Source organism: Capnocytophaga sp. oral taxon 336 str. F0502 (genome assembly GCF_000411575.1).
Classification (GTDB): Bacteria; Bacteroidota; Bacteroidia; order Flavobacteriales; family Flavobacteriaceae; genus Capnocytophaga; species Capnocytophaga ochracea.
Map to the genome: position 1 here is coordinate 20,336 of NZ_KE150494.1, position 18,068 is coordinate 38,403.

An 18,068-nucleotide genomic window follows, 5' to 3' on the forward strand; every position below is an offset into this window, starting at 1 on the left:
GTGAAAGCAGTCGTTATAAGGAATTGAATAATATAAAAAGTCAGCTATAATAGCTGACTTTTTATATTATTGTATCATTTCCCAAAGTTTGTCTTTCAGTTGCTGAATTCCTTTGCCCGACACCGACGAGATAAACAAGAAAGGCGTACCACCTAATCCTGTTGCTACTTCTTGACGAATGGCTTCGGTGAGCTCATCGTCTAACATATCCGATTTTGAAATGGCTATGAGGCGGTCTTTGTCTAATAGTTCAGGGTTGTATTCTTTTAGTTCATTTAACAAGATATGATATTCAGCTATGATATCCTTGCTGTCGGCAGGAATGAGGAATAGCAATACCGAGTTGCGCTCTATATGTCGCAAGAAGTAATGCCCCAAGCCTTTGCCTTCGGCAGCTCCCTCTATAATCCCAGGTATATCGGCTACTACAAACGATTGGTAATCGCGGTTTTGCACAATACCCAAGTTGGGTTTGAGAGTTGTGAATGGATAGTCGCCTATTTTTGGCTTAGCAGAAGTAATTACCGATAGCAGTGTAGATTTGCCCGCATTGGGGAACCCTACAAAACCTACATCGGCTAACACTTTTAACTCTAAAAGCAATTCGCGTTCTTCACCAGGGAGACCTGGTTGGGCGTAGCGCGGGGTTTGGTTGGTAGCGGTGCGGAAATGCCAGTTGCCTAGCCCTCCTTTGCCACCGCGCAAAGCGATGATTTCTTGTCCGTCTTCAGTAATTTCAAAGAGTACTTCTCCAGTTTCAGCATCTTTAACAATGGTTCCTAAGGGGACTTCCAAAGTGATATCTTTACCGTCGGCACCAAAACTACGGTTGGCTCCTCCGGCTTCACCGTGTTCGGCACGAAAGTGCTGTTGGAACTTGAAGTGTATGAGTGTCCAAAGGTGCTTATTGCCACGCAAGATGATATGCCCTCCACGACCGCCATCGCCTCCATCAGGACCTCCTTTGGGTACGAACTTCTCGCGGTGTAGGTGCATAGAACCTGCGCCTCCTTTGCCAGAGGCGGCGTATATCTTTACGTAGTCGGTGAAATTGCCTTCGGTCATTGGGGATTATTCAGCTTTAATTTTGTCGATAGTCTCAGAAAGGCGGGTGGTAATTTCTTCGATAGTACCTATACCATTAATCGTGTGATATTTACCTTGCGTTTGATAGAAAGTGATAAGAGGGGCTGTTTTTTCGTTATATTCAGTGAAACGGTTGCGTATTTTCTCTTCGTCTTGGTCATCAGTGCGACCGCTCACTTTACCGCGCTCTACTAATCGTTTGATGAGTACCTCGTCATCAGCTTCCAAAGCAAGAGTACCGTGAATTCGCATTCCTTTGCTGTCTAAGAAAGCATCGAGAGCTTCGGCTTGTGTGATGGTACGAGGGAAGCCGTCGAAGATAAATCCTTCGGCATTAGGGTTCTTTTCAACTTCCTCTTGTAGCATTTGTATAGTAACTTCATCGGGTACGAGGTCACCTTTATCCATATACGATTGAGCAAGTTTGCCGAGTTTAGTTTCGTTCTTGATATTATGACGGAAAATATCACCGGTCGAGATGTGCACTAAGTTGTATTTGTCTTTCAAGAATGCAGCTTGGGTGCCTTTGCCAGCCCCTGGTTTGCCGAAAAGTACTAAATTTGTCATAGTTAATGAGGTGTTTAATTGATATACTTGGGGTAGGTTGCGCGCTATCTCATCGAAATCTAAGCCGTAGCCCACGATAAAGCGGTTAGGGATAGGTTTGCCTACATAGTCTATTTTGAGGTCTTTTTTGTAGGCATCGGGTTTGAAGAAGAGGGTTGCCACGCGGAAAGAGTTCACCTTTTTATCTTCAAAAATGCGGTAAATTTCTTCTAAAGTGTTGCCGGTGTCGATAATATCTTCCAAGATTACCACATCGCGTCCTTCCACTGGGGCAGAAAGCCCAATAAGTTGATGTATTTTTCCAGTAGATTGGGTACCCTGATAAGACGCTATTTTTACGAATGATATTTCACATTCGCCTTTGTAGTGCCTTAGGAAGTCGGCTGCAAACATAAAAGAGCCATTCAGTATGGCGATGAAAATAGGGCGTGATTCTTGCAAATCTTGATATACCTCACTTGCCATTCGTTCGGTAATTTGGTTGAGTTCCTCGGCAGATACGTAAGGCTCAAAAGTCTTATCGTGTAATTTTATCAGTTCCATTGTTTAGGTGTTATGTTTAGTCATTAGCTGTTAGAAATGTTTTAGAACTATATTCCAAGTTCATTTTTCATTTCTTTTTTTTCTCTTTTTACTTTTTCAAATGATTTCACATCTTCTAATAGGTGTGTTTTAGGAATGGGGCTTCCCCAATTTGATTGATGTTATCCATTACAGTTGTTGGTTTGTCACTTAAAATAAAGTGCAAAAATAATCAATTTTAATGAATGAGCAAAATCTACTTCCCCTAAAGGGTCTTCGTCATATCTTCATCTACTACCAATATAAAATCAGCTTGACCATAAGCCTCTTTTGCTAATTTCGATAAGTCTACTTGTTCTGTCGTAGCAATAGTAATAACTTTTAGTTTTGGCTCTTCTCGCTTCAAAAACCAGTAAATTCCCTCATAAAAATCGCTGTGATATGTCCCGTTAAAATGCACAAAAACACTATTAGGCTTTCTGTTCTTTACAATAGCATCTGCCATCGTAGCATCTTTTACGGCTTGTGCTTTTATTATATTCTCCTTCCCTTTGTGATTGGGGAGCGACTCTGTCATCTTTTTATACTGTGATAAGTTCTCATCAAACACAATAGGTAGCGGGGCTATCCATCGCTTCTCAGCCTCTGGCAAGGTATCCAATGCTTTTAATCCTTTTTTGTTCACCAATCTCGCATACTTCCTCGGCACATTAGTAGCAATAAAAGGCAACTGGTGTTCCTTCGCAAAATCCACCAAAGGCTTATAGTCGGTTTTGTAGTTCGTCCATAATCGTGCCAAAGTATCCAAAGCCTTTTCTGTAACTCCGCCTTTTAGATATTGGTTTACTACCTCTTGGTCATTGCGTTCTAACATCTCAGCTCCCAATATCAAGTTAATCTGAGGCTGTAATTCTTTCACCAATGCCAACTGCAACCAATGCGCAATCGGATTGTCGTGAAACTCTCCAAAAAGCACCACATCGCTCTCTTTGGCTTTTTTTACAACCTTCTCAAAACTGACTTTCTTTCCATTCTTATCAAATAACTGATATGCCTTCTTGTGTTGTGCACACAAAGATATTGTAAAAAACAAGACTATAATAAACGTCGCTTTCCTCATAATTTATACAAAAATAGATTGTCCTATATCTGTTAATATCAGCTCTTTGCCTTTTGCCTTAAAACTCCTCTTTGCTAAATCCTTATCATCTAACTTAATGAGGTTAAAAGTGTCGTAATGATACCCCAACACCTTGTTGCATTTCACAAAGTCCGAAGCCATAATAGCGTCTTCCACGTCCATTGTAAAGTTACCTCCAATGGGCAATATAGCTAAGTCCAACTTATAACGCACCGGTATGAGTTGCATATCAAAATACAAAGCCGTAGCCCCCGATACGTATACCGTCTTTTCCAAAGTTTTAATCACAAACCCACAAGCACACCCGCCGGCAGTGCCATTTTCGAAGGTAGAAGAATGCAACGCTGGTACCATCTTCACCGACCCAAATGGGAAACTGTACAGTCCTCCTAAGTCCATAGGGTGCGAATTTTCTATTCCCAAATTAAAAAAGTAATTAGAGATTTCAAAATTCGAAATGATTTGCGCTTTCGTGCGCTTTGCTATCTGCTCCACGTCCGATATATGGTCTTGTTGCGCCGAGGTTATCAAGATGTAGTCAGCAGGAATCGTATTGATATCTATATGGCTTGCCAAAGGATTATTAGCAATAAACGGGTCTACAAGCAAATGTGTATCGCCTATTTTGATGCTCACACACGAGTGTCCGTAATAAGTTACCTCCATAGTTATTATGTTTTTTAGTGTATTTTTTAATATATATAACGTCCGTTACTATCTCCTTCTTTCGTTTAACTCTCCTTAAAATATATGTATCAAAATCCCCACAAAAAAGAGTACCGAAAGCAAAAAAGTACTCAGGGCTACTATCTTTAATTCTTTATCAAGCTGTTTGAGTTCCGTATTTCGTTTTACGGTGAGCAAATGTCCTATTAAAGGCAGAAAAGCTACTAAGTACAGAAGCTCCCAGCGCATTTGCAAACGCATCACCGAAAAGCCTAACATTGCCACCATCGCCAATATAACTAAATAATAATGATAATATTTAGCCATCGGAATTCCCATTTTCACTACCAATGTATGCTTGCCCGAACGCTTATCGTTCTCATAATCGCGCATATTATTTAGGTTCAGCACTGCTACACTCAGCAAGCCAATAGCAATAGCGGGCAACCATATAACCTTATTCAAGCTCTCTGTGTATAAGAAATAACTGCCTACCACACTCACTAACCCAAAGAACACAAACACAAATAGGTCACCCCAACCCCGATATCCATAAGCCGATTGCCCCACAGTGTACTTGATAGCCGCTACCACACATAGCACTCCTAAAACAAAAAACACCGAGATATATAACAAATTTTCTCTTTCAAAAGCCGTATAAATAAGCACCGTAGCCGAAAATAACGACAGCAAAGCAGTGATAAGTACAATCCTCTTCATCTGCCTACGCGTAACTCTCCCACTCTGCAAAGCTCTTGTAGGACCTATGCGGTGCTCATTGTCCGTGCCCTTTACCCCATCGCCATAATCATTGGCAAAGTTCGAAAGTACCTGAAACAAAATAGTGGTAAGCAGTGCCCAACCAAAAATCTCCCACCTAAAAGCATAAGGGTCTTCGCGAAATGCCAAAGCACTCCCCGTGATAATCCCCGCAACCGATAAGGGTAAGGTGCGCAACCTCGCAGCTTTCAAAAGAGTTATGATATCCATAGAGCCTGCAAAATTACAAATACTAATGACAAATACAATAATATATTCTAATAATTCTTTTTGCTTTATACTTTTCTCTAAAAACGATTTCAATACCCCTGCTCCAACTTTCGAAGCTCATAGAGATTACTAAAAAAGATATTTATTTCGTTATGAAGATGATTTTTGGAATGTTTTTCTATAAAAATAGTATTTGTGTAGAAATGTATAGATATAGCTATCGTCCAAGATTCGTCCAAGGTTCGTATAAGGTTTGTATAAGATACCTATAACAAGAACTTTTTTCTGTTTTTGTTTCTCTATATTATAGCCTATCCGAATTTATGCGCCACACTTTGGCAAAGTTTGAAATTTTGCCAAAGTTGATAGTACTGATAACCAACCACTTTTTCGGCATTCGTAGGGGTAAAGCTTGTAATAGCAGAGTATCTGAGGCTATTCGCCCTTCCAAAAAACAAGCCTTTTTATTCGCAATCTATTTTTGTTTGACTATAAAACACTTGTATTAGCTTAATTCTATATCTTGATTTACCTTTTACCTTTTTAGCTCTTACTGCGTAAAATATATCAATTTCCTTCTATAAATGCTCAACAACTTCGATTTGGAGATAAACCCTACGTACTTACCGTCCTTCACTACGGGCAAGTTCCACGCACCAGTATGCTGAAACTTATTCATTACGGTGCTCATCTTGTCCTTGCCCATTTCTATAACAGCAGGTGGTTTTTGCATTAGTTCTACGGCAGGAATCTTGTCGTAATAGTTCGTTTCAAAAATCAAGTGCCGTATGTCGTCAAGCAGTATCACACCTTGTAGCGTACCTTTTTCGCGGTCGAGTACGGGGTAGATGTTGCGGTTCGACTCGCGCACAGCATTGTACACCACCTCACGAAGTTTCATATCGGTATATACGGGGGTGAAATTGTGTTCCACCACTTGGTCAAAATCCATTAGGGTGAGTATCGATTGGTCTTTGTTCTGCGAGATGAGCTCTCCTTTTCTGCCTAATTCCATCGTATAAACAGAATATTTATTAAAGTATTTCGCTACCGAAAACGATACCGCAGCAGTGAGCATCGCCGGTACTAACAGCGAATAGCCTCCCGTTACCTCGGCGATGAGAAAAACAGCCGTAAGGGGTGCGTGCAATACCCCCGTCATCAGGGCTGTCATTCCTACCAAAGTGAAGTTCGGTAACTCTGCTTTATAGCCCAAAATAGGAAACTCGTTGATGATGCGCGCCAAGCAGTTCCCCATCACTCCTCCCATAAACAGCATAGGCGAGAAGATACCTCCTACCCCTCCCGCACCAAAGGTGAGCGAGGTGGCAATAACCTTTGCAAAGGTAAGGGCTGCCAAAAGTAGGATAATCACCCACGCATTCGATAAGTCCCAACCAAAAATATTACTACTCAGTGATAGTTCGGGGCGACCTTCTTTCAGGTGATTGATAATCTCGTGTCCTTCACCGTAAAGCGGTGGCATTATGTAAATAAGCAACCCCAAAAGAGCTCCGCCTACTACTATTTTTAGCCAAGGTGAAGTGAGTTTCTTAAAAGTAGCATTTATTTTCTCATAAACATAGGTAAAGTAAGCCGACATCAATCCGCCTACTACTCCCAAGAGAATATAAAAAGGAATGCCTTGCAATGAAAAAGCTCGCGTGATGGTTATGGGTATCAATACTTCACTGCCAAAGAAGAAATAGGAAGTGAATACCCCACAAAGGGAAGCGATAAACAGCGGTATAAGTGACGAGAGCGTCAAATCCAACCCAAAAACCTCAATAGCAAACAGTATCGCCGCAATAGGCACTTTAAAAATAGCTGCTAAAGCCGCCGCACAAGCACACGCCAAAAGCAACATCCGGTTAGATTGATTAATGTGAAAAAACCTGCAAATATTGGAACTAATACCTGCTCCCGTTACTACCATCGGACCTTCTAACCCCACCGAACCTCCAAAACCAACGGTAATAGGTGCTGTGAGGATACTGCCATACGCCTGAAAGCGCTTCATTATCCCTTTTTGGTGGGCTACTGCATAAAGAATCGAAGGGATTCCGTGGTTCACATCGTGCCGTATCACGTATTTTTTTACCAAATACACAATGGCAAAGCCTAACATTGGGAGGATAAAGTAAAAACTATAAGTAATAGTTTGAGCGAGCTTGTCGTCTAGCAACCACTGAATAAGATGTGTAAACGAGCGCATTGCCAAGGCAGCCAATCCCGTAGCAATACCTATTATTCCACTGAGAATAAGGATAAAACGCCTATCCGAAATATGCTTTACACGCCATATCAAAAGGCGTTTGAGAAGATGTTGCTGGTGATGGGTCGTCATTATGCTTTTCTTAAAAACGGTGCAAAAATACAAAACAAATCTCAATACACCAATTATTCTTCACCTTACCTTCTCCATAGGTTCAATCATTCTCCGTTCATTTTTCATCTGCCTATGCGGCTCGCACCGTCTTTTGTTCCTCTTTCCTCCACTGATTATTAATCTATTAGTCAGCGTAGACCCACTGTAGACCCACTGTAGACCCACTGTAGACCCACTCATCGTTCGCCTTATCTTCGCCTTTCCGTCGCTATATACTTTGCCAAAGTTGAAAATCACTCAAAAAACCTATCTTATCTTCACCATTAATCATTAACCACTAACCACTAATCATTAATTCTCCTTTTTTGCTATTTCAAAAAAACTTTGTACTTTTGCACTTTACTAAAACAGAATAATTATGTCTTGGTTTAAAAGAACAGCAAAAGGAATACAAACCTCTACTGAGGAAAAGAAAGATATCCCCAAAGGATTATGGTTTAAATCACCCAGCGGTAACATCGTCGAACAGGACGAGTTAGCTTCCAACTTCTATGTAAGTCCCGACGATGGGTATCACGTGCGCATAGGTAGTAAAGAGTACTTCCAGATATTGTTTGATAACAATGAATTTCAAGAACTCGATGCCAATATGAGCTCTAAAGACCCTTTAGAATTTGTCGATACAAAACCCTATACCCAACGTTTGGAAGAAGCTACTCAAAAAACAAACTTAAAAGATGCCGTGCGCACTGCCGTAGGAAGCTCCAAAGGTAAGTCTATTGTAATAGGCTGTATGGATTTCGCTTTCATCGGTGGTTCTATGGGAAGTGTGGTAGGTGAGAAGATTTGTCGTGCGATTGATTATGCTATCAAACACCGATTGCCTTTCTTGATGATTTCTAAATCAGGGGGCGCACGTATGATGGAAGCCGCTCTTTCACTAATGCAAATGGCTAAAACGTCTATTAAACTTGCTCAGTTAGACGAAGCCAAACTACCTTACATCTCGCTTTGTACCGACCCTACAACGGGAGGTATCACTGCATCGTTTGCGATGCTGGGCGACATCAATATAGCCGAACCAGGGGCTCTTATTGGTTTTGCAGGGCCTCGTGTAGTGAAAGACACAACAGGGCAAGACCTCCCAGAAGATTTCCAAACAGCAGAGTTCTTACTCGAACACGGCTTTTTGGATTTTATCGTAAATCGCAAAGAGCTCAAAGACAAAGTGAATTTGTACATCGATTTGGTGATGAACCGCGCCGTGAGAGCTTAAAATATATACGGCTCGCACCTTTGGCAAAGTTGAATCCCTAAAACCTAACAATGTGAACACACTTATATTAAATAAAAATATCGACTTTGAGCAGTATCAACAAATAGTTGATTACTTTGCTACCATAGGAATTGAGGTAACCAATCCTTACGAATATCCTTCTCTAATAACAAATGAGGATAAACAAGCTATTGCCTTAGCCCGTGAAGACGTCGAAAAAGGTAATTGGATAGACGGAAAAGAATTATTCGATAACATCAGAAAAAGATATGCGAGTAAGGTGGTCGGGTAAAGCTAAGACAGAGCTAGAAAACACTTTAGATTTCTGGAGTGAGAACAATAAATCTGATTCATTGAGAGCTATATTCTTCGTACATAATGACCACCACTACTTCCCCCTTTGAAGGGGGTAGGGGGATGTTTATAATCAGTAAGTTAATCCAACCCTTGATTCGCATTTGTAATATGTAATAGTTAATAAACTTTAATAAAGTCTCAACCTTTGGCAAAGTTGAATCCCTAAAACCTAAATATGATTTCTTTCAAAGCACCGAGTAATATAGCCTTAGTAAAGTATTGGGGCAAAAAGGGAGAACAGCTCCCTGCGAACCCTTCTATCAGCTTTACACTCACGCATTGTTATACCGAAACTTCTATTGAATATGAACGTAGGAGTGAATCTTCTATTGCCTCAGGCGAACCCTTTTCATTCGATTTTAGCTTTGAAGGACAACCCAAACCTTCTTTTCACCCTAAAATCCATACTTTCTTCGAGCGGATTGTAGCTTACTTGCCTTTCTTAAAGGACTATCATTTTAGCATTGCCTCACATAATTCTTTCCCTCATAGCAGTGGTATTGCGTCTTCTGCAAGTGCAATGGCTGCTCTCTCGGTATGCTTAATGCAGATTTCTAAAGAGTTAGGAGAAACTTATGCAGAAGAAGCTTTTTGGCAAAAAGCCTCTTTCTTGGCGCGCTTGGGTTCGGGTAGTGCCTGCCGAAGTGTGCGAGGCAGTATAGTAGTATGGGGCGAACACCCTGCCATTATAGGGAGTTCCGATGAATATGGTATACCCTATCCCCTCCCCGTTCACGAAGTTTTTCAAAATTATCAAGATACTATTTTGCTCATCGATAGAGGTCAGAAGCAAGTCAGCAGTACCGTAGGTCATAACCTAATGCACGGTCACCCTTTTGCTGAGGCGCGTTTTGCACAAGCCAATGAGAATATCAATAAACTTGTCAGAAGTTTTGCTTCCGGTGATGTAGAGCGTTTCATAGAAGTAGTGGAAAGTGAAGCTCTCACTCTGCACGCAATGATGCAAACCAGTATTCCATATTTTATTTTGATGCGCCCCAATACGTTAGAAGTGATTCAGCGCATATGGCAATACCGTAAAGAAACGAATATCCCACTTTGCTTTACGCTCGATGCAGGGGCTAATGTACATCTGTTATACCCTAAAACTTCTACTACGGAAGTAAAATGGTTTATAGAAGAGGAATTAGCTCAATTTTGTGAAGGACGACAATATATTCACGACGAAGTAGCTACTTTTTAACCCAATTTCTTCTCCGTTGGTTCTAGCCTTTTTTTTTGATAATTCGCATATTTGCTAATTGGCAAATTATTCCTACCTTTGCACAAATTTCTTAAACGAATGAACAAAACTGTTCTCATCACTGGTGCTACATCGGGCATAGGTAAAGAAACCGCCTTGCTACTTGCCTCCAAAGGCTTTTTGGTCTACGGAACAGCGCGCAATGTAGAAGGCAAAAACTTGCCTTTTCGTCTCTTGCCAATGGACGTGCGAAACGAAGCTTCTATCAAAGAAGCGGTACAGCAAATCCTCACCGAAGTAGGTCGCATCGATATACTCATCAATAATGCAGGTGTAGGTGTTACGGGTGCCGTAGAAGAACTCCCCGCTGAGCAGTTGCACAACGTTTTCGCTACCAATCTCTATGGTGCTATAGCTGTGATACAACAAGTCCTCCCAGCAATGCGCTCTCAGGGAAGCGGACGTATCATCAACATTGCCTCTATTGCAGGTTATATGGGCTTGCCTTTTCGTGGGGCTTATTCAGCCAGCAAAGGCGCTCTCCTCCTGATGAGTGAAGCTCTACGTATGGAAGTTAAGTCTTTTGGTATAGAAGTCTGTACCATTTCCCCAGGCGATTATGCTACCGATATTGCTTCTCGTCGTTATCACACCCCTGTAAACGAAGGTTCTCCTTATGCTGAAGTCTATGAAAAACAACTCCGTCTAATGAACAAGCACGTCGATAGTGGTGGCGACCCCAAAGAAATGGCAGACAAAATACTGAAAGTTATCAATGCCAAACACCCAAAAGTGCATTACAAACAAGGTAGTTTCTTGCAGAAGTTCTCCATTGTCCTCAAACGACTCTTACCGAGCAAATCCTACGAGAAAATGCTAATGAAACACTATCAATTATAAATTATTAATAATGAAATTTTTTATCGATACAGCGAATTTATCGCAAATTCAAGAAGCCCAAGATTTGGGCGTGTTAGACGGCGTAACCACTAATCCGTCGTTAATGGCAAAAGAAGGTATCACCGGCAAAGCCGCGATACTAAAACATTATACTGATATCTGCACTATCGTGGAAGGCGATGTCTCTGCCGAAGTAATCGCCACCGATTTTGAAGGCATTGTGCGAGAAGGCGAAGAACTCGCCGCCCTTCACCCTCAAATCGTGGTAAAAGTACCGATGATAAAAGACGGTATCAAAGCCATTAAATATTTCACCGATAAGGGTATTCGTACCAACTGTACGCTGGTATTCTCAGCAGGTCAGGCGCTTTTGGCAGCCAAAGCAGGGGCTACTTACGTGTCGCCTTTCATCGGTAGACTCGACGATATCTCAACCGACGGTCTTTCGCTCATTGAGGACATACGTCTCATTTACGACAACTACAATTTCGAGACCCAAATCCTTGCTGCTTCTGTGCGTCACACAATGCACATCCTCGAATGTGCCAAAATAGGTGCCGATGTCATTACTGCACCTCTTTCGGCTATCACAGGGCTTCTCAAACACCCTCTTACCGACAGTGGTTTAGCTCAATTCTTAGCCGATGCAAAGAAATTGGGATAATTTAGTCATCAGCACTAACATCTAATAATAAATGAACTGGATAACTGTAAAAGAATACGAAGATATTACGTATAAAAAATGTGACGGGGTTGCGCGTATCGCTTTCAATCGCCCCGAAGTGCGCAACGCTTTTCGCCCTAAAACTACTTCCGAACTTCTCGACGCGTTTAAAGATGCTTATGAAGATATCAACATAGGTGCCGTATTGCTCTCTGCCGAAGGTCCCTCCCCAAAAGATGGAGTGTGGAGCTTTTGTAGTGGTGGCGACCAAAAAGCACGTGGTCATCAGGGGTATGTAGGCGACGATGGTTACCACCGCCTCAACATTCTCGAAGTGCAACGCCTCATTCGCTTTATGCCCAAAGTGGTAATTGCAGTAGTCCCTGGTTGGGCAGTGGGGGGCGGACACTCATTGCACGTAGTGTGTGACCTTACCCTTGCCAGCAAAGAACACGCTATTTTCAAACAAACCGATGCCGATGTAACGAGTTTTGATGCTGGTTATGGGTCGGCTTATCTCGCCAAAATGGTCGGACAGAAGAAAGCCCGCGAAATCTTCTTCTTGGGGCGCAACTATTCTGCTCAAGAGGCTTTCGAGATGGGAATGGTAAACGCCGTAGTCCCTCACGACGAGCTCGAAGCTACCGCTTTTGAGTGGGCGCAAGAGATAATGGCTAAATCGCCTACCTCTATCAAAATGCTGAAATTCGCTATGAACCTCACCGATGACGGTATGGTAGGGCAACAAGTATTCGCTGGTGAAGCCACCCGTTTAGCGTATATGACCGATGAAGCCAAAGAAGGACGCGATGCCTTCCTCGAAAAACGCAAACCTAACTTCGAAAAGAAATGGATTCCTTAACAATTTGCTAATTCAATATTATGACTGAAAAATTTACCTTAAAAGAAGATGCTCAAGGCAATAAAAATCCTATATTGCCAGAGGGAGTGAAAAACTACCTCATCGACATTGATGGTACGGTAGGCGAGGATATCCCCAATGAAGAACCCGAGCGAATGGCTACTGCCGAGGTATTTCCCGATGCCTTAGCACAAGTAAACAAATGGTATGATGAAGGTCACGTGATTTACTTTTTCACCTCACGCACCGAAGCACACCGTAAGGTTACTGAGCAATGGCTCAAAAAGTACGGCTTTAAATATCACGGCATCATCTTTGGCAAACCCCGCGGTGGCAACTATCATTGGATAGATAATCACATCGTAAAAGCTACCCGCTACAAGGGCAAATTCACCGATTTTGTTCTCAAAGAAGAAACCGTAGAAGTGTTTAACGATTAGTGCGAGCCACACAGGCAATTTTCTTTCGCTGGCGCGAGCTTGTAGCTCGTGCCTACCCCGTTTGATAACTCTGATAATATCACAAACTTTATTACTATAGTATGATCCCAACAATGGCAGAACTCTCGGCCCGTGGCGAAACCCCCGAGGTACTCTTCTGGGTAGGCTGTGCTGGTAGTTTTGACGACCGCGCCAAGCGCATTATCAAAGCCTTTGCTCACCTCTTGCAAAAAGCAGGGGTGCGCTTTGCCGTACTCGGCACCGAAGAGAGTTGTACCGGCGACCCTGCCAAGCGTGCAGGTAACGAATTTCTCTTCCAAATGCAGGCAATGACGAATATCAAAGTGCTGAACAGCTACCATATTACTAAGATAGTAACCGCTTGTCCGCACTGTTTCAACACTCTTAAAAACGAATATCCTGCCTTAGGCGGACACTATGAAGTCCTCCATCATACCGAATTACTCAAAGCTTTGGTGCAGGAAGGCCGACTTACCATTGAGGACGGTGCTTTTAAAGGTAAACACATCGTCTTTCACGACCCTTGTTATTTGGGCAGAGCCAACAAGGTGTACAATGCCCCTCGTGAACTCTTACAAAAACTCGATGCTGATTTGGTAGAGATGAAGAGTTGCAAGGCACGTGCTCTTTGTTGTGGAGCGGGAGGCGCTCAGATGTTCAAAGAAGCTGAAAAAGGCGATAAGGATATCAATGTTTTGCGCACTGAGCAAGCCCTTGAAGTGCACCCCAATATCATCGCTACCGCTTGTCCGTTTTGTAATACTATGATGACCGATGGTATAAAGACAAAAAACAAAGAAACACAAGTAAAAGTATACGACATCGCAGAATTACTTGAGAACAGTGAAAAATGAAGTTCCTTCTGCTCTATGAAATCCTCTACGTCCTACTGATAATCGCTATTTGTTTGCGCATCGTGTGGGACACCCGTTCGGTGAGTAAAGCCTTAGCATACTTGCTCTTGGTTATCTTTGTGCCTATATTGGGGGCTATCTTTTACTTCTCATTTGGTATCAACTATCGCAAGCATAAAATATACCACAAAAAGCTCACTATCGACCAATCCTTTCGTCAGCGATTAGAACATATCTATCCGCAGATACGTGCCCATCTAAACTCGCTTGATACTGCTATCATCGCCCCTTATGAAAAGAGTTTACGCTTCCTCTCGAACATAGAAGAACGCCTGTCTATTATCCCTAACGAAGAGGTGAAGGTGATATGCAACGGCGAAAACCTCTTCCCTGAACTACTCGACGCCCTACGCACAGCAAAGCACCATATTCATATAGAGTATTACATCTACGAGAATGACCACATAGGCAATGCCATTAAAAATATCCTTATTGAGAAAGTGCGGGCAGGGGTAGAAGTGCGCTTTATTTATGATGATTTCGGAAGTCAAGGCATTCGCAAGAATATAGTAAAAGAACTCTTAGCCAATGGTGTGCCTGCTTTCCCTTTTTACAAAATCAACTTTGTAAAACTCGCTAACCGTATGAACTACCGCAACCACCGCAAGATAGTGGTGGTGGACGGTTATACCGCTTTCGTAGGAGGCATCAACATCAGTGATAAGTACAACAACGATGAGCCTAATGCTCTCTATTGGCGGGATACTCACCTAAAAGTACGAGGTTACTCAGCTCACGTATTGCAAGCGGTATTCTTACAAGATTGGAATTTTTGCAGTGAGGAAAACGTAGCTATTGATGCACCTTACTTCCCCATAGGCATAGAGCCTTACCCTACCGATTATTTTACACAAATTGTCTCTAGCGGTGCTGATTCTGACCTATCTAACATTCTCTTCGCTACCGTACAACTCATCTACGCTGCCAAGCGTGAAATCCTAATTACCACTCCTTATTTTATTCCCGACACTTCGCTACAAGAAGCCCTCATCATTGCGGCACTTAGCGGGGTAGAGGTAAAATTACTTGTGCCAAAAGAAGGCGATTCGGTGTTTGTACATACTGCCAGCGAGTCGTTTTTTGAAGAACTACTAAAAGCAGGGGTAGAAATCTACCGATACGAAAAAGGTTTTGTACACGCCAAGACTTTTGTGATAGACGGCGAAGTAGCGTCAGTAGGGACAGCTAACCTCGATGCGCGGAGTTTCGACCTTAATTTTGAAGTGAATGCCTTAGTGTACAACAAAGAAGTTGCAGGTGATTTGCGCAGGATTTTCTATAAGGATTTGGAAGACGCAAGTTTGTTAAGATTAGAAGCGTGGGAAAAGCGGAATAAGTTCAAACAACTCATAGAACGTATCGTGCGGTTGTTTTCACCCTTCTTGTAAGACAAAAAAGGCTTCCTATAAGGAAGCCTTTTGTTGGTCTACTAGGACTCGAACCTAGAATAACAGAACCAAAATCTGCTGTGTTACCATTACACCATAGACCAATCACATTTCATTTTTGCGGTGCAAAGGTACTGCTATTTTTCTAATCTGCAAATTTTTTAATAGTTTTTTTACGAAAAATCTATTAGAAACAAATAAAATACTTTATAATTAGGCAGTTAATCTCAGTTCTCTTCTGATAGTATTCTATTTTTTAATAAGTAAAAACACTGATTTCTTCCCATTCTTCTTTCGTATTCCTTCATCTGAACTACACTCACTAAAAAGCCTCATTGCTGTGCAATGAGGCTTTTTTATAATATTTATTATTATTACCTATTAAAATAAAGTGTTAATATCAGAATTACTAATGAAGTAAAGAATCCTATAAGCCATTGTATAAAGATACGATTCATCTTAGCAAAACCGTCTTTCATTTCATTTTGTAAATCTGCTCTTAATGCTACAATTTCAGTACGCAATTCGGCGATATCTTGTTTGTATTCAGAGCGTAGCTCTGCAATATCTTGTTTAAGTTCTGAGCGTAGCTCTGCAATATCTTGTTTAAGTTCTGAGCGTAACTCTGCAATATCTTGCTTGAGTTCTGAGCGCAACTCTGTTATCTCAGTATGTAACTCTGCAACATCTTGCTTGAGCTCTGAACGCAATTCGGCTATATCCATTCTTATTTCTGCGATTTCTTTATGAAATTCTGTTTTAGTTACTAAGTTATCAATATTTGCCTTTACGCGTTCATCAGCAAATTTAGAAAGATAACTGGCTAATGCTGCAGCTCCTTCCTTACCTATTTTTTCACTTACGGTATCGTATAATTGTATGAGTTCAGTTGTCATAATTCTGTGTGTATTATTTTCGGGCAAAGATAATAAATTTTATCTACATAGCAAATGCTAATTATCAATTCGCCAAGTTTCTTCTACTTCCCAATTGGCGCGGAGTTCTATGAGTTGCGGGAAATACCAGACCCGCTCGGGCTGGCGTTGTTCAAGGAAACTACCTGTGTCCCACTCTCGATTAGCATTCTTGTCTTCTATCAGCCGTAAGCGGAACTTACTGGGGTTTACGTTCTCGAACACATATTGCTCTTGTGGTTTTTCAACATAAAGCTCTCGCACTACCTCGGTAGCTTTTTCGTTGGTGAGTTGCAAAATAACAGGGTATTGCAGGGTCTTCTCATCGGTGTTGAGGTGTAGCTTAAAAATGGCTACTTCTTCGAGTTTTTTGGTATGTAGGTTTACTTTTAGCGTATCGTTCGTATGTCCAAAAAAGTCGATGAGCGCATTAGGGAGTGCTTCTATGCGGTAGGTCTCGTCGTTCTTTTTATCGAATAGTACATAGTATTCTAAGCGATTAGGAGCTAATTGTGTTTTAAACGGAACAGCTACTGCCGTAGAATCTTTACCTGCAAACACTTTTAGCTTAGTGCTATCGGTCTTTACTATGGGGATATTACTCCTAAAACCAAAGTCTTTGTACATCGGCAAATCACCTGAAAAAAGGTTCTCTATCTGCAAACTGTCGTTCTTCATTTCCTTTATACGGACTTTAAATGTATCAATTTTTTTCTGTTTTGCTACTGTAAATACCAAAGAATCCTTCTGTTTAGGGCTATACCACAGGTTAAGCGTATCTTTCTTAGGATCTTTGGAGACGGTATACTTAAAATCTTTACTCACTGGTGATATCGGCTTGATGTTCACACTATCGGTTTTACCTTCGAAGCCAAACTGTATGTGGTTGCCCGCCACTTGTGTAGGGCGGTGTGCTTTATAAGGAGGCACTTCTTTAAACAAGCGCAATTTGGGGTAGAAACCCTGTGGATTCCCCTTCAAATCGGCGACGGTGATAGGTTCTTCCATAAAGGCAATTTTGTCGTCTTTGGGATTGAACAGATAGTTCGCACTCTTCTCTTTCAGCGCAATGAGCTTGTATTTGCCTTCTTTAAGGTATTCGAGCACAAAGCTATCGAGACTATCGAGCGTATTGGTGACGTAAGTAGGTTGCGTTTTGTACACGAGCGAATCGTTATACTGCTCGTTATAGGGGTAGAGCATCACCGTTACAAAGTTATCGGGTTTAGGGGCAATGGCATCGGCAATATCACCTTCATACCAAAGCGAGTCGAGCGCATCGCCAGTGGAAAACACATATTTAAAATCGGGCAAAGGATTGCCTTCGTTGTAATCCTGAATACTATTACCGAAGTTCAGCACGTAGGTAGTATTGGGTTTTAGGGTATCGATAATGTTTATTTCCAACCATTTCGAAGCTGAAGTAGGCGAAATAGTAGGGAAGGTTTTCATCGGGGGGGAGATAATAAGCTGTTTGCGCACATCTTTGGTAACCACAAACTCATCGAACTGTAAACGTATTTTCTTGCCGTGGAACTTCATTGCTCCCGACCTTGGCACCGACTGCAAAAGGACAGGTGCAGTAGTATCTTTGGGACCTCCTGTGGGCGAACCACGACGGGCGCACTGCCACAGCAGTAAGGCGATGAATATAGTGAGCAGTATGGGGAATCTATGTTTCATATAATGAGTTACAAGGTAATTTTTTGCAAAAGTAGTAAATAATTAGTGAATTGACAAATTCAGCAAATAGTGCATTGACAAATCTATCCATTAATAAAAATGTTAATACTTGTTAAATGCTTGCGTTTTTTTCAGATTTAAGAG

General features: G+C 41.7%; 17 protein-coding genes and 1 tRNA gene. 9 read left to right on the top strand and 9 right to left on the bottom strand.

What is annotated here, in order from left to right:
• Window positions 1-66: 66 nt before the first annotated feature.
• From obgE to HMPREF1528_RS11470, 6 genes are all read right to left on the bottom strand, one after another.
• Entirely contained in the window at window positions 67-1,065 is a 999-nt protein-coding gene (gene obgE, locus HMPREF1528_RS11440; protein ID WP_016479876.1) for a GTPase ObgE, read from the bottom strand.
• Window positions 1,066-1,071: 6 nt separating this feature from the next.
• Entirely contained in the window at window positions 1,072-2,196 is a 1,125-nt protein-coding gene (locus tag HMPREF1528_RS12520) for an adenylate kinase (RefSeq protein WP_016479877.1), read from the bottom strand.
• Window positions 2,197-2,440: 244 nt separating this feature from the next.
• Window positions 2,441-3,295, bottom strand: coding sequence for a ChaN family lipoprotein (locus tag HMPREF1528_RS11450; protein WP_016479878.1), 855 nt, complete (start codon window positions 3,293-3,295; stop codon window positions 2,441-2,443).
• A gap of 3 nt (window positions 3,296-3,298) precedes the next feature.
• Window positions 3,299-3,982, bottom strand: a complete 684-nt coding sequence (locus HMPREF1528_RS11455; RefSeq protein WP_002673809.1) for a metal-dependent hydrolase — start codon at window positions 3,980-3,982, stop codon at window positions 3,299-3,301.
• A 75-nt stretch (window positions 3,983-4,057) separates the two neighbouring features.
• On the bottom strand, window positions 4,058-4,972 hold the full coding sequence (gene menA, locus HMPREF1528_RS11460; RefSeq protein ID WP_016479879.1) for a 1,4-dihydroxy-2-naphthoate octaprenyltransferase: 915 nt from the start codon (window positions 4,970-4,972) through the stop codon (window positions 4,058-4,060).
• 550 nt (window positions 4,973-5,522) lie between these two features.
• Complete coding sequence (locus HMPREF1528_RS11470; protein ID WP_016479880.1) at window positions 5,523-7,319, bottom strand: chloride channel protein; 1,797 nt, start codon at window positions 7,317-7,319, stop codon at window positions 5,523-5,525.
• Window positions 7,320-7,719: 400 nt separating this feature from the next.
• On the opposite strand from HMPREF1528_RS11470, the gene accD reads away from it, so the two are divergent.
• From accD to cls, 9 genes are all read left to right on the top strand, one after another.
• Complete coding sequence (gene accD, locus HMPREF1528_RS11475) at window positions 7,720-8,577, top strand: acetyl-CoA carboxylase, carboxyltransferase subunit beta (RefSeq protein WP_009410329.1); 858 nt, start codon at window positions 7,720-7,722, stop codon at window positions 8,575-8,577.
• Between the two features lie 52 nt (window positions 8,578-8,629).
• A complete protein-coding gene (locus HMPREF1528_RS11480) occupies window positions 8,630-8,869 on the top strand; it encodes a hypothetical protein (protein ID WP_009417173.1) in 240 nt (79 codons plus the stop codon).
• A gap of 240 nt (window positions 8,870-9,109) precedes the next feature.
• Window positions 9,110-10,138, top strand: a complete 1,029-nt coding sequence (locus HMPREF1528_RS11485; protein ID WP_016479882.1) for a diphosphomevalonate/mevalonate 3,5-bisphosphate decarboxylase family protein — start codon at window positions 9,110-9,112, stop codon at window positions 10,136-10,138.
• Between the two features lie 99 nt (window positions 10,139-10,237).
• Window positions 10,238-11,038: an SDR family oxidoreductase gene (locus HMPREF1528_RS11490; protein WP_002673828.1), complete on the top strand. Its 801-nt coding sequence runs from the start codon at window positions 10,238-10,240 to the stop codon at window positions 11,036-11,038.
• 10 nt (window positions 11,039-11,048) lie between these two features.
• Window positions 11,049-11,702 (top strand): fructose-6-phosphate aldolase, encoded by a 654-nt coding sequence (gene fsa, locus HMPREF1528_RS11495; RefSeq protein WP_002673830.1) that lies wholly within the window; start codon window positions 11,049-11,051, stop codon window positions 11,700-11,702.
• Window positions 11,703-11,733: 31 nt separating this feature from the next.
• Window positions 11,734-12,564, top strand: coding sequence for a 1,4-dihydroxy-2-naphthoyl-CoA synthase (locus HMPREF1528_RS11500; protein ID WP_016479883.1), 831 nt, complete (start codon window positions 11,734-11,736; stop codon window positions 12,562-12,564).
• Between the two features lie 20 nt (window positions 12,565-12,584).
• Window positions 12,585-13,004 carry a hypothetical protein gene (locus HMPREF1528_RS11505; RefSeq protein ID WP_016479884.1) on the top strand — a complete coding sequence of 140 codons (420 nt, stop codon included), beginning with the start codon at window positions 12,585-12,587 and terminating at the stop codon, window positions 13,002-13,004.
• Window positions 13,005-13,105: 101 nt separating this feature from the next.
• Complete coding sequence (locus tag HMPREF1528_RS11510) at window positions 13,106-13,879, top strand: (Fe-S)-binding protein (RefSeq protein WP_034568082.1); 774 nt, start codon at window positions 13,106-13,108, stop codon at window positions 13,877-13,879.
• Entirely contained in the window at window positions 13,876-15,327 is a 1,452-nt protein-coding gene (gene cls, locus HMPREF1528_RS11515) for a cardiolipin synthase (protein WP_016479886.1), read from the top strand. Before HMPREF1528_RS11510 ends, cls begins: the two co-directional genes overlap by 4 nt.
• Window positions 15,328-15,360: 33 nt before the next feature.
• Here cls and HMPREF1528_RS11520 read toward each other — a convergent pair.
• The 3 genes from HMPREF1528_RS11520 to HMPREF1528_RS11530 all read right to left on the bottom strand — a co-directional run bounded on the left by HMPREF1528_RS11520 (window position 15,361) and on the right by HMPREF1528_RS11530 (window position 17,924).
• A tRNA-Gln gene (locus HMPREF1528_RS11520) sits at window positions 15,361-15,431 on the bottom strand.
• Window positions 15,432-15,701: 270 nt separating this feature from the next.
• Window positions 15,702-16,223: a coiled-coil domain-containing protein gene (locus tag HMPREF1528_RS11525; RefSeq protein WP_016479887.1), complete on the bottom strand. Its 522-nt coding sequence runs from the start codon at window positions 16,221-16,223 to the stop codon at window positions 15,702-15,704.
• 57 nt (window positions 16,224-16,280) lie between these two features.
• Window positions 16,281-17,924, bottom strand: a complete 1,644-nt coding sequence (locus HMPREF1528_RS11530) for an Ig-like domain-containing protein (protein ID WP_016479888.1) — start codon at window positions 17,922-17,924, stop codon at window positions 16,281-16,283.
• Between the last annotated feature and the right edge of the window lie 144 nt (window positions 17,925-18,068).